The sequence below is a fragment of the Paenibacillus sp. JCM 9796 genome, assembly GCF_055379675.1.
Genome location: NZ_AP043723.1, coordinates 1,079,590 through 1,092,690, shown reverse-complemented (window position 1 = coordinate 1,092,690; position 13,101 = coordinate 1,079,590). Strand labels below are relative to the sequence as shown.

Genomic DNA, 13,101 nt, shown 5'->3' with positions numbered 1-13,101 from the left:
CCAGAAAGGAGCACCTCATGAATAAAGCCATGAAAATCATCGCCTTGTCCATCCTCGCATCCGTTATCGCCGGAGGTACCGGAGCGTCTGCAGCGGGCTTGTACGCGGACGGTCTCCGGGGAGCGGATCATCAACTATTGCTCCAAGTGACGACATACGCCGGAACGGGGGATATGGGCAACGTCAACGGCAGGACGAATGCGGCGCAATTCCGGCTTCCGGCAGGTATTGCCGTCAAGCCGGACGGAGCGGTTCTTTTCAGCGATTCGCGCAATCATCAAATTCGCAAAATCTACAGCGGGCTGGTTACCCCGTACGCCGGCATTTATTACGAAATGGACGCTAAAGGGTTCCCGATCGGCGGGCGATTGGACGGCGCAAGCGACTTGTCGCTGTTCTCCGGCCCGCAGGGAATCGCGACCGACGCGCAAGGCAATGTATACGTCGCGGATACCGGCAATCACTCGATCCGCAAAATCGATCCGTCCGGCAACGTCAGCACGATTGCCGGGGACGGCGTTCTGGGCAAGGAAGACGGGCCGGGATCCAAGGCGCGTTTCAACAGTCCGCTGGATGTCGCCGTCGCGGCTGACGGTACCGTTTATGTAGCCGATACGCTGAATCATGCGATTCGCAGCATTTCGCCAAGCGGTCAAGTGACGACGTTAAATGCGGCATCCGGACGGGCGGTCGAGGTTTCTCCAGGGCAAGCGGCGCCGGCGGGAGATTTCGCCGACGGAGCTTTGGCTCAGGCCAAGTTTAACGAGCCGAGCGGGCTGGCTTTGGATGGCAAGGGCAACCTGTACGTCAGCGACGCGGGCAATCAGCGTATCCGTTATATCGATCTGCAGCAAGGCACCGTCACAACGGCAGCCGGCAGCGGCAAAGCGGAAGCGCTCAAGGATCTGTATGTCCCGGGCGGCTTTGCCGACGGGGAGGCGTTGAACGCGGCGTTTAACTTCCCGCTGGGCTTGTCGGTTACGGAAGAAGGCGGCGTGGTCATCGCCGACAGCCAAAACCATTCGATCCGTTATTTGCTCGACGGTCAAGTATCGACGCTTGCCGGCGCGCCGGATCAAACGACGGGCGAGGCCGACGGCATCGAAGGCTATGCGCAGCTGCATCGTCCGACGGACGTCGCCGTGCTGGAAGACGGCAGTCTGCTTGTTTCGGACGCTTACAACAATAAAATTCGTCAAATCCGTCCTTTCCGGCTTCCCGCCAACCTGCCGGACGATACGAACGTGAAGGTCGTTCTCGATGACAAGTGGATCGAGTTTGATGCGCTGCCCGAAATCGGGAACGGACGGACGATGGTTCCTGTTCGGGCGATCACGGAAGCGCTCGGTTACAACGTAACGTTCGACGATGCGGCGAGAGCCGTCCAGCTGAGTAAAGACGGCGTAACGATTGAGCTTTACATCGACCGCACCGGCGTGAAACGAATCGAGCAGGGCCAAGCGGGCGTCGAGAAAAGCACGGATGCCGCCCCTTATATCAAACAAGACCGCACTTATGTGCCGGTTCGTTTCTTCGCCGAAGAAATTGGCTTGGATGTTGAATGGGATTCTAAGACACGCACCGCCATCTTGCGGACAACTGGCAAATAATTGCCGCTGAACGGAACAAGGCTTATTCTGTAGAGAGAGCGACTTTACTTTCTTCACAGAATAGGTCTTTTCGATTAAGATTACATGTACATTCAGACGTCAAAGAACAGAGGTGAACGGCTTGCCGGACGAACGAGAGCGGTTGCTGAAGCGTATCGAACAATTGGAAAAAAGAAACCGTGACTTGGAGCTGCTGCTGGAATCGGCATCCGAATTAAATCGCGGCGGTGCGGAACCGGACCATCCGTTCTCGATGAATTTGATTCATTCGCTCGTATTGGCGCTGGATTCACGCGATCCTTATACGGCCGGGCATTCGTCCCGCGTTGCGTTGTACTCGTTGTGGATCGCACGGAAGCTTGGAATATCCGAGGAAGAATGCAAGCATTTCCACCGCGCCGCGTTGATGCACGACATCGGCAAGATCGGCGTACCCGATCGTATTCTGCTGAAAGCGGAAAGCTTGAACGACGAGGAGTTTCAGGAGATGATCGCGCATACGACGATCGGCGCCCGCATCTTGTCCAAGATGGAGCCGGAAGAACGTATGCTTCAGGCGACTCAGGTTGCCAAATATCATCATGAGAAGATGAACGGCTCGGGGTACCCCGACGGCTTGCGCGGGGATCAAATTCCGTTCTTCGCGCGAATCGTCGCCGTGGCCGACGCTTTCGACGCGATGACGACGGACCGTCCTTACGCGCGAGGGCGCAGCTACGAGGAAGGCATGTCGGAAATTATACGCTGCAAGGGGACCCATTTCGACCCCGAGATCGTCGATGCCTTTGAGGCGGTCATGCGAGAGAAGCTTCGCACGGGAACGGTACTGCGTTCATCGTCAAGCCTCGAGGAGAGGTAAGAGGGAGCGCTTCATGAATAAGGCAAGAAGAAGCTGAAACCGCTGCAGAGCGGTTTTTGGCGCTGCTTCCGCGGCTCCCCTTCACCTTCACAATTAAAAGCCGCCGGCCGATATTATAGGGGAGAAGGGTGGAAAGCGAGGGGGAGTTCGTGAGAACGAAAGATTCCGACGAACAACTGCAGCAGTTTTTTAAACAGGATCCGCAATATTTGAAAAAATACGTCCGGGAGCATCCCGATAATAAAATGGCCTGGTACTTGCTCGGCCGGGAGTATGAGGAGCAAGGCAAGCAGGGCAAGGCGCTGTACTGCTATGCGCAAGCCGGCGAGGTGTACGAGGCCTATGAAGAGCAGAAGGTCGTGCTGCCCGCGGAGGAGGCGGCTTCGCCCGGGCCGTCGAAGCCGCCTCGGGCGTCTCGCCGCTGGGGGATTCGGTTCATGCGTCTCGCCGTAGCGATGCTTGCGCTCGGAGCTGCGCTGCTCTCGGCGCCCGGCCTGCAGACGCGAACGGTGGAGGAGCTGGCGCAGCCTGCGGCCGTCGTCCCTGCGGACGTCACGCCGGCGCAAATTCAGGCGACCCGGGTGTACTATTTGGCCGGGACCAAAACGCCGGAGACGATCGGCCAAGCGCTGCAGCACATGCTGCTGCTCGAACGGGTGAGAAGCTTCGGCATCCTGGTGCGCGGCATCCCGCTCAGCGATTCGACCTGGATCGAATGGCTGCGAAAGCCGGAGACGCTCTTGTCGGTGGAGGCGGAGTCTGACGCTTCGCGGCAGCAAATTTTGTACCACGACGCGGAAAGCTGTCAATGCGAGCCGAGCGACGCTCAGCGGGCGGACGGCGTCGTAGCGGCATGGATGTCTCATCAGGAGCAGCAGGCCGTGCTTCGCTCGGCGGTGGCAGCCTACATCCGGCGCACCGGACAAGCGCCTACGGAAGCTTCGCAATTGACGGCGTCGTATCCGGACAACGTGCTGCCCGGGTTGACGCCTTATATGTCGGAGCTGTTCGCACGCGACTCGGCGGCTATAGCGCAAGAGATGCAGGGCTGGAACGAGCGCTCAGCCGCGCAGGCGGGCGGATCTTCGCAAGGTCAGACGCCACCCGGTGAGCTTCCCGAGGGATTGATTCAACCGCTCGCCGAGCCGCTTGAAATTAAGATAGACAAAACGGCTCACCGGCTGGCGGTCGTGAGCGGCAGCATTGTCGTGCGCGAATACCCGGTCGGTCTCGGCGGTTCGCGGACGCCGGAAGGGAGCTTCGTTATTTCGGAGAAGGTGCGCAATCCGAACGGCCAATCAGACGGCGATTTCGGCAGCCGAGGGATGACGCTGTCCGATACGTTATACGCGATTCACGGGACGAACAAGCCGAAGAGCATCGGCAAGGATCAGTCGCTCGGCTGCGTCCGGATGCGCCAGACAGACGTGGAGGAGCTGTTCGACATGGCGCCGCTCGGTACGAAGGTGACGATCGGCCGCGGCTTGCTGCCTGCCGCCACGTCCGTCAGCGCGACCCCGTTGAAGCTGCCCGCTCAAGCCGACGATACGAACCCGAACAAGGTGTATAAATGGCTCGATTAGACGACGTTCCCCTCGCTTTTGGCGTTCCGTTCAACGATGATGGCGTGATCGTAAATTTGAGCCGCAGAGATGGAGTACGAAAATATTGCAAAGGACAGGTGCCTGCCGGTAACCTGTTTTTTTTGCATGGCTGAGGGAAGAATCGATTTCCAAAAAATTCACTTGCATAAAGAACAAGTGTTCGGTGTATAATGTGAAACGAGAATATATGTTCGCATGATGGTGGTGGATGTATGAGTGTTAATCCAAGTATTGAAACCGAAGAAGATATTCAAATCATCAAGGACTACACCTTGCTGCCCATTTTGCTGGATATGTTAGCCAGAGATATGGATACGTTAAAAATGTATCAGGACAAAATTGTTTTCCGTCATGTCATTTTTTATCTTAGGGAAGTTGAAGATTCCATTTATTCAAAATTGCAGAGCATTAAAAGTAAGATGATCCAACAAAATATTAAAGTTTTGAGTACAGAAATGAATGCGCAGGGTATTCAGGTAGAATACAAAGTCCGCGGCTACGTTCATCATTTCAACATGCTGAGGAGTTTGATAAAGGCTGAGCTCATGACCATGCTTATGAACTTACGGAGGCAGATAAGATGAGCGGGAACAGCGAAAGGACTATTTTTCTAGCGGATTGCCAGAGCTTTTACGCCAGCGTAGAGAAGGCGGATCATCCTGAATGTAAAAATAAACCCGTTGCTGTTGCCGGTGATCCGGCACGCCGCTCAGGTATTATTCTGGCTGCCTGTCCCATCGCGAAAAGCTTCGGGGTGACTACGGCGGAACGGTTGGGCGAAGCCCTTATCAAGTGTCCGGAGCTCGTTGTCATGCGTCCCCGGATGCAGCATTACATTGATGTCTCACTGATGATTACGAAGATTTATGAGGAGTTTACGGATCTTGTTGAGATATTCAGTATTGATGAGCAGTTTTTGGATGTTTCTGCAAGCTTGCCTATCTTTGGAGATCCTGAAACGATCGCTAAATCTATTCAGCAAAAGGTTCTTAGTCAAACCGGAGTATGGGTTAGAGTAGGCATCAGTTCTAATAAAATACTTGCTAAAATCGCGACGGATATATGGGCAAAGAAGAATGAAAGTGGCATCTTTACCTTGTCAAAAGCAGAAGTCGAGACTTTGCTATGGCCACAACCCGTAAATAAGATGTTCGGTGTCGGTTCACGTATGACGGCACATTTTGCTCGTCTTGGAATGCACACCATCGGCGATATTGCCAGAACGCCGCTGCCGCGTCTTAAAGATAAATTTCGTGCTCGCTTTGGCAAGCAATCGGATATTCATGCAGAGGTGATGTGGCGGACGGCGAACGGTCTGGATGATAGCCCGGTTACACCCGGAACATTCAACACGCCGCCAAAATCAGTCGGCCATATGATGACTTTACCTCGAGACTATGTGGAGACGTGGGAAGTGAACACCATTTTACTGGAGCTCACAGAGGAGGTATGCCGCGACTGCCGTCGTAAAGGATATATGGGCTCTGTAGTCACGGTCAGCTGCATGTGCAGTCCCTACGAAGCACCGACCGGATTCTCGCGCCAAATGAAGATGCAGGACCCTACTAACCACACCAATACCGTATTTGAAACCGTAAAAATGCTTTTTTATAAATTCTGGAATAAAATGCCCGTGCGTCGTGTCGGTGTGACATTAAGCCAGTTAATGGACGATCAGGATTACCAGCTTACCCTCTTTGAGGATCAGGTAAAGTCCAGAGCCTTGGAGAAAGCTACGGATAGTATAAAAAATCGATATGGCAGCGCCGCAATCGTAAGAGCTTCATCGCTTACCGCTGCCGGGCAAGCGGCGGATAGGTCGATGAAAATCGGAGGGCATTATAAATGAGCAAAAAGCTTGAAAAGAACGGGCTGTGGGAATCCAGCCGGATGATGCTTCCGCAACATAAAGAGGCATTTCAGAACAGACTCAACGATAAATCAGTTCAACATAGTCGTCCGACAACGGAAGAAATCAACATGATGAGAGATTATGTGTTATTGCCCATCATGCATTCGATTATTATAAGAAAGGCTCGGGAAGTGGAACGCTCCTCCGAAACCTTGAGATTGCTCTATTCTAAAGCGGCTCAGGTTCTGGCGAAAAACATTCATGTAGACTTGTCGAAAGTAAAAAAATACTTGTTGGAAAAAAACATCCGTGTGTTTGAAGAGGAAAAAGATGATCGGATGATTCGCTACCGATATATCTGCCGTGAGCATGAAGATAGTTTTACAATCACCAGAGACTACATGCGTGCTGAAATAAGTGTGAGGATTGGACGATACGCCGACAGTCTTGTAACAAACATGTATAGCGCGGGAAGACCGGATGAGCAACAAATATAAACCATGCAGAAGCCCGACGGAAACATTTCTTCCTGCGGGCTTCATGTATTGAAATCCAGTTGGAGCCGGTTGTTATCATTTTGATAAAATGAAAGCAGCGTATTGACGATCCTTGGAATGAGGTGCTATAGTAAATCAACAACATTAATCCGAGTAAATATATATGAATTGTTTACAAATAGGATGGTATGGCCAGTCTACCCGGCAAAGAGGAGACTTCCACCTTTTTCATTTTTGAAGAAGGTAGGGGGTCTCTTTTGTTTTTGTTTCATCATTCGAATCATCCGTCAACCAACTCCACTTCACAAAAAGAGAGGGATTCCCCATGTCCAAACGAAAATTCGCAACATTCTGGCAGCCTTGGGTTTTGCCTGTACCGATGCTGGCAGCTTGGCAGGCGTTCGGCGCTGCAGGCGTTTTATCTCAACGCATACTGCCAACGACTCTGGAAGTCGTGCAAGCGCTTGTCGAGGTGGTCAAGGACGGCACGCTGCTGGAATATGTAGGTGCCAGCACGCAGAGGGCGTTCTTAGGCTTTCTGATCGGAGGAAGCGTTGCTTTCTTCATTGGATTATTAAACGGCATTTTCCCTGTAGCCGAACGGTTTATTGATACTTCGGTCCAGATGCTGCGCACGATTCCTCATCTGGCGCTTATTCCCTTGGTTATTATGTGGTTCGGTATTGGCGAAACGTCCAAATTGTTTCTGGTAGCTCTCGGGGTGGCATTTCCGATTTATCTGAATACATTTCATGGCATACGCTCGGTAGATCCGGGACTCATCGAGATGGGACGGGTTTACGGGTTAAACGGAGTTTCCTTATTCACCCAAGTGATATTGCCCGGTGCGCTATCCAATATTTTGCTCGGTGTCCGGTTCTCGCTAGGCATCATGTGGATCACGCTGATTGTCGCGGAGACGATTGCTGCCGATTCCGGGATCGGCTATATGGCTTCCCACGCCAGGGAGTATATGCGAATGGACGTCGTCGTGCTGTGCGTGATCTTGTACGCGCTGCTCGGCAAGTTATCCGATCTTGCGGCGAAATTCCTCGAGCGGCGGTGGCTTCAATGGCATCATAACTACGTGAAAAAAGCGTGAAGGGGAGGTCATGGACATGACGGTCAAAGAAGGCGGCGTTAAGCTGCATACTCGTAATTTGGGCATAACATTTGGTACAACAGAGGTGCTTACAGATATTAACTTTCAGGCGGAACCCGGTGAATTCGTCGCGATCGTTGGCAGGAGCGGATGCGGCAAAAGCACGCTGCTTCGCTTGGTAGCCGGCTTGGAGAAGCCGTCGGACGGTCTGATTATGATCGAAGGCAACGCAACGAAGGGCATCCATCCCGATATCCGGGTACTGTTTCAGGATTCCCGGCTTCTTCCCTGGAGGAAGGCGGTCGATAACGTCCGCATCGGCGTGAAGTCCGGCGACAAGAAGCTGGCGCATGAAGCGCTGAAGCAAGTGGGCTTGGAGGAAAGAGCCGGTGCATGGCCAGCGGTCCTGTCAGGCGGTCAGCGGCAGCGCGTAGCGTTGGCACGTGCTTTGGCCGGAAGCCCGAGATTGCTCCTGCTCGATGAGCCGCTAGGCGCCCTGGATGCGTTGACGCGAATCGAAATGCAGCAGTTGATTGAACGGTTGTGGAGCGAGCAAAGATTTACCGTTTTGCTCGTCACGCATGATGTGAGCGAAGCGGTAGCATTGGCGGACCGCGTAGTGCTCATTGAGAGCGGGAAGATCGCGATGGATGTGAAAATTACACTCCCGCGTCCGAGAGAACGCGACAGTGGATTTGCCTATTTTGAGAAGGTGATTTTGGATCGCTTGCTCTTGAAGGAGCCAGGCGCAATAGAAGCCCAACGGGAGCTTTCGTTTTCGATTTGATAAATCCATACTCTATAAAGGCGGGGAAAACAATGAGTCGATATGATGTGAATCTGAACGCAGATGTGTTGGTAATCGGCGGAGGTCCATCGGGGACCTGGGCGGCGGTAACAGCAGCTAGAGAAGGTGCGAAGGTTGTATTAGTCGATAAAGGCTATTGCGGAACGAGCGGCGCTACGGCTCCATCCGGCACAGGTGTTTGGTATGTGAATCCGAATCCTGAGGAGCGGGAAAGCGCAATGAAAAGCCGTGAAGCGCTGGGGGGCTATTTGGCCGATCGCGGCTGGATGCAGCGGGTGCTTGACCGTACCTTTGCCAATACGAACCAGATTGCGGATTGGGGCTACCCATTTCCTGTCGACGAAGCGGGGTTGTCTCAGCGCCAGAGTCTGCAAGGGCCGGAATATATGAAGCTGATGCGCAGACAGGTGCAGAAGGCGGGAGTGAAGATCCTCGATCACAGTCCGGCTTTGGAGCTCCTCGCGGATGAGCATGGTGTGGCCGGAGCGACGGGAACGAACATTCAAACGAAGGAAACGTGGCGGGTCGATGCTTCAGCCGTCGTGATCGCGACCGGCGGCTGCGCATTTTTAAGCAAAGCCTTAGGGACGAATGTATTAACCGGGGACGGCTATTTGTTGGCCGCTGAAGCGGGGGCCGATTTCTCGGGCATGGAATTCTCTACCGCGTACTCTCTGTGTCCTGCATTCTCTCCGGTGACGAAGTCGGCCTTCTACACCTGGGCTACCTTCTATTACGAAGACGGCCGGGTGATCGAAGGCGCAGGGTCGCAGCGAGGCCGCTCGGTGATCGCGCGGACGCTGCTCACCCAGCCCGTGTACGCCCGATTGGATAAGGCCGACGATGAGCTGAAAGAGGCGATGCGCAAGGCACAGCCGAACTTTTTCCTTTCTTTCGACCGACTCGGAATCGATCCGTTCACGCAAAAATTTCCGGTTACGCTTCGCTTTGAAGGAACGGTTCGCGGAACGGGCGGCATCCATATTATCGATGAAAGCTGCGCGACCAAGGTACCTGGATTGTATGCTGCCGGGGATGCGGCGACACGTGAGCTCATCTGCGGCGGGTTTACCGGCGGAGGCAGCCATAATGCGGCTTGGGCGATGTCCTCCGGCTATTGGTCCGGTGAGGGAGCGGCACGCTATGCCTTGAAATTGGGAGCGCATGCCGCCAGCCGCAGTGCGCAAGGGCTCTCGGAACGAACCGGCATCCCGACACAACCGGCGGAGCGCAAGGGAGGACCGGATACGAGTGAGATCGTGAAGGCCGTACAGGACGAGGTGTTCCCTTACGACCGGAACTGGTTCCGCACAGGAGCAGGGCTTGAAGGAGGGCTTCAGCGGCTCGAGCGCGTCTGGAATGAAGTGAAAAGCGGACTTCAGGCCGGGGACGGCAATACCGTTCGGGTCCGGGAAGCGGCGGCAATGACTGCGACGGCCCGTTGGATGTTTACAAGCGCATCAGCGCGTCAGGAGACGAGAGGGATGCACCGTCGCGAAGATTTTCCCGGGTCCGATACCAAGCAGCATTATCGCCTGCTAAGCGGCGGTTTGGATCAGCTCTGGGTTCGACCGTTATCCGATCAGGATGCCGGTGCCGCCCACTCCGGTATCCATTCCACATTCACCAAGAAGGAGGCTGTCATCTAATGATTGAAATCTTAAGCCAAGACCGCTGCGTCAACTGCAACCAGTGCGTGTCCGTCTGCCCGACGAATGTATTCGATCCGGCAACCGAAGACGGCGGCGTTCCTGCTATCGCCAGAAAATCCGACTGCCAAAGCTGCTTTATGTGCGAATTGTACTGCCCTACGGATGCTTTGTTCGTATCGCCATTTGCCGAGCAGGAAGCGGAGTTCAACGAGTCCGCACTGATCGAAAGCGGACAGCTGGGCAGCTACCGTACCAACTTGGGCTGGACCCGGGGCGCCAAATCAACGGCGGCGGATGACGGTTCTTATCTTATATTTCGACGCATGCACAGGCACTAAACCAGGCACAACCTTATTAAACTAGACAGACAGGGGGCATTACTATGAATTCATCCCGCAAGCATTGGACTTTAACTGCATTACTCCTTACATCTGTATTTGCCTGGGCTCTCTCCGGATGCGGGACTTCAGGCTCCAAGCAACCGGCAGCAGGCGATGCAGCCGCCCCGGCGCAGGGAGCAGGCCAGACATCCGAAGCGAAGACGACGCTTGAACCGAAGCTTCGTATCGGGTATATTTCCCCTAACAACAAAGGTACCATCACGGGGGTAGAAGGCTGGGCGCAGAAAAAAGGCTACCTGGAATCCGAACTCAAAAAATACGGCGTCACCGATGTTTCGGTGAAATCTTTTCCTAACGGACCGAACTTGAATGAAGCTCTCGCCTCGGGTGCTCTGGATGTCGGAATTTACGGCGATACGCCGGCAATTAATGCCAGAGCGGTCGGCTTGAAGACGAAACTGATTAACATTACCCAGTCCGGTATGAATGCCTGGCTTGTGGCTAAAGCGGATGGACCTCAAAAGGTGGAGGATTTGAAAGGCAAAAAAATCGCTACAGCCGATGGCTCCTACATGAGCCGTTACCTGAAAGGATTGCTGCAGGAAAAAGGCTTGGATAAAGACATAAAGGTCGTTCACCTGCTCCCTGCTGACGGCGAAGCGGCTTTGGCGCGAGGGGATATTGAAGCTTATGCTTACCCGACAGGGTTCGGCCCTTTGATTATCAGCAAAGGCTATAAAGCGATAGATGAAGCAAAGAGTCATCCGGATCTTCGGGGCTCGAGCGTGACGGTGGCGAGTGAAGACTACCTTTCCAGGAACCCTGGCTTCGTGCAAGTATGGAACGGAGTGCGGCAAAAGGCAGCAAAAGAAATTCAGTCCAATGCCGATGAATTCTATAAGCTGTATGCCGAGTCCTCCGAATTCCCGCTGGATGTAGTTAAAGCATCCTTCGATATTAGCCAGTGGCAAGTCGAGGATTTTTCAGCGGACAGTCTGAAACTTCTGGAAGGAACCAAAAAATATTTGTTCGATAACGGCATCATCAAGAAAGACTTTAATCTTAACGATTGGATCTATAAGCCTTAGGCTTAGGCAGCAAAAAGGAACGATTCTTCCGGTCAACTGGAGACATGTTCACCTGATGAGGGGGCATGTCTCTTTATTTTTCTCACGAAGAAAGGAAGGGATTTGACGATGAACATTGAATGGAAGTGGGATGCAGCCATTCCGGTTGCCATAGAATCTTTAATCAGGCTTGCGGACATAGCGAACGGTTATAAAAGCAGCATCTTGTTTGGTAAAAAGCAGATGTATATTAACGGGAAGGTGTCTTCCCAGGTCGTCTCCTTATTCTTAACGATGAAATGCGACCAAACCTTGAGCGTGAACGTAGAAGGCGAGGATGCCACTGAAGCTTTCAGATCCATTCATGCCTATATTCACGAACTGATGCGGGAGCCTGACGCCGTACCTGCGCAAGCAGCGCAGATTAAAGCGGTACATCATCACCCCTTTACTCAAGCGATGTAACACTCATCGTAACGGAATTCATATTCAGGAAGCGGCGCATTTTTTCACGAATGCATCTGTCAAGGAAGTCAATGCTGAAACAGACCGCATGCATCCATTATTTGAGCATACTTCCTTTCAAAGTCCATAATATTTAATCATGGAGTGAAATGGAGGTGCAGCTATGTCCAATGGATTCGTTATGCGTTCTTTAGACGAAGTTCGGTTTTGGTCACGTATAATGAAGGAACATTCACTTTTTCTGAAATTAGGGTTTCGTTGCGATGACACCCAGTTAATAAATGAGGCGAATCACTTTTACGCGGTGTTTGAGGAAATTGAAAGAAGGTCAAACACATTTACACCTGAAACAGACCCTGAAGTAATCAAAAGATTCAATGTAGAAGTGCACAATGCGGCTTCCCATATATGGGCTTTTAAAAGAAAAGTGTTAGGATTAATTTTAAGTTGCCAACTTCCAGGAGCCAATAACTTTCCATTGTTGGTCGACCACACGAGTAGAGAAGCATTTTACTTTAGAAACAGATTGGAAGAACTTAATACTGGAAGATTAGATCCTTTACCCGATGCAATCATTAATGAAAATGTATTTTTCTTAAGGATAATGGCTGACCATGCAAAATTTATTGGACATTTACTGGACCCCTCTGAACGGCAGTTAGTTGAACAATCACGTAACTTTAGTCAAGATTTCGACCAATTGCTCTTTCAAGCAAGAGATTTAGAATCCATGCGACCTCAATCCCAGACAGTTCCTTTACTAGACCAATTCCTTGACCAGAATCGAATTTCCGTAAAATCTCTTCGCGATTTTAAAAAGACGGCTAAAGAATTAATCGAGTCTTGTCGTATAAAGAGTATTATTCATCCCCTGCTGGCAGACCATGTATTTCGGGAAGCGGAGCGATTCCTTCTCATTATAGATATGTTAGAAAGTAGTTTGACAAAAACTCCTGCGAGATAGAACATAAGAGTGTATTATAAATAACCCTGAGAACAACTCAGGTATGACTCCCGTTAGAGCTCAAAAAAGGAAAACATCTCCCGCGCCTTCGCTTGGGCTACGTCCTCCAATTTTATTCCCGATTATAAATTAAAGCACATACGCGTGTAGCATGTAGTTCTTCAGACAAACCACTAAATTATTCTAAGCGCTAAGAAAATACTTTATTTCGTATTATTAGGTCAGCCAAATTTGGTTGGCCTTTTTTCTTAGGTGTCATATGATGGCGGTAAGCCGGGAG

At 52.1% G+C, this 13,101-nt stretch carries 13 protein-coding genes; all 13 read left to right on the top strand.

The window, feature by feature from the left end; genetic code table 11:
• Positions 1-17: 17 nt before the first annotated feature.
• The 13 genes from ACZ439_RS05340 (at position 18) to ACZ439_RS05280 (ending at position 12,821) form a co-directional block, all read left to right on the top strand.
• Positions 18-1,610, top strand: coding sequence for a stalk domain-containing protein (locus tag ACZ439_RS05340; protein ID WP_201318988.1), 1,593 nt, complete (start codon positions 18-20; stop codon positions 1,608-1,610).
• A 121-nt stretch (positions 1,611-1,731) separates the two neighbouring features.
• Positions 1,732-2,469: an HD-GYP domain-containing protein gene (locus ACZ439_RS05335; RefSeq protein ID WP_127606091.1), complete on the top strand. Its 738-nt coding sequence runs from the start codon at positions 1,732-1,734 to the stop codon at positions 2,467-2,469.
• 149 nt (positions 2,470-2,618) lie between these two features.
• The gene (locus ACZ439_RS05330) at positions 2,619-4,052 is read left to right on the top strand and encodes a L,D-transpeptidase family protein (protein WP_164751752.1); all 1,434 of its coding nucleotides are present in this window, start codon (positions 2,619-2,621) and stop codon (positions 4,050-4,052) included.
• A gap of 233 nt (positions 4,053-4,285) precedes the next feature.
• A complete protein-coding gene (locus ACZ439_RS05325) occupies positions 4,286-4,657 on the top strand; it encodes a YhjD family protein (protein WP_127606089.1) in 372 nt (123 codons plus the stop codon).
• Positions 4,654-5,922, top strand: a complete 1,269-nt coding sequence (locus ACZ439_RS05320) for a DNA polymerase IV (RefSeq protein WP_464620733.1) — start codon at positions 4,654-4,656, stop codon at positions 5,920-5,922. Before ACZ439_RS05325 ends, ACZ439_RS05320 begins: the two co-directional genes overlap by 4 nt.
• Positions 5,919-6,422: a YhjD family protein gene (locus tag ACZ439_RS05315; RefSeq protein WP_127606084.1), complete on the top strand. Its 504-nt coding sequence runs from the start codon at positions 5,919-5,921 to the stop codon at positions 6,420-6,422. The genes ACZ439_RS05320 and ACZ439_RS05315 overlap by 4 nt, the downstream gene beginning before the upstream one ends.
• 325 nt (positions 6,423-6,747) lie before the next feature.
• The gene (locus ACZ439_RS05310; RefSeq protein ID WP_054796835.1) at positions 6,748-7,524 is read left to right on the top strand and encodes an ABC transporter permease subunit; all 777 of its coding nucleotides are present in this window, start codon (positions 6,748-6,750) and stop codon (positions 7,522-7,524) included.
• A 16-nt stretch (positions 7,525-7,540) separates the two neighbouring features.
• Positions 7,541-8,311: an ATP-binding cassette domain-containing protein gene (locus ACZ439_RS05305; RefSeq protein ID WP_054796836.1), complete on the top strand. Its 771-nt coding sequence runs from the start codon at positions 7,541-7,543 to the stop codon at positions 8,309-8,311.
• Between the two features lie 32 nt (positions 8,312-8,343).
• A complete protein-coding gene (locus ACZ439_RS05300) occupies positions 8,344-9,981 on the top strand; it encodes an FAD-dependent oxidoreductase (RefSeq protein ID WP_155614737.1) in 1,638 nt (545 codons plus the stop codon).
• Positions 9,981-10,322 carry a 4Fe-4S dicluster domain-containing protein gene (locus ACZ439_RS05295; protein ID WP_054796837.1) on the top strand — a complete coding sequence of 114 codons (342 nt, stop codon included), beginning with the start codon at positions 9,981-9,983 and terminating at the stop codon, positions 10,320-10,322. The genes ACZ439_RS05300 and ACZ439_RS05295 overlap by 1 nt, the downstream gene beginning before the upstream one ends.
• A 44-nt stretch (positions 10,323-10,366) precedes the next feature.
• Entirely contained in the window at positions 10,367-11,413 is a 1,047-nt protein-coding gene (locus tag ACZ439_RS05290) for an ABC transporter substrate-binding protein (protein ID WP_127606078.1), read from the top strand.
• Positions 11,414-11,521: 108 nt separating this feature from the next.
• Complete coding sequence (locus ACZ439_RS05285; RefSeq protein WP_054799247.1) at positions 11,522-11,857, top strand: HPr family phosphocarrier protein; 336 nt, start codon at positions 11,522-11,524, stop codon at positions 11,855-11,857.
• A 163-nt stretch (positions 11,858-12,020) separates the two neighbouring features.
• Positions 12,021-12,821 carry a DUF2935 domain-containing protein gene (locus ACZ439_RS05280; protein WP_054799248.1) on the top strand — a complete coding sequence of 267 codons (801 nt, stop codon included), beginning with the start codon at positions 12,021-12,023 and terminating at the stop codon, positions 12,819-12,821.
• The last annotated feature ends 280 nt before the right edge of the window (positions 12,822-13,101 follow it).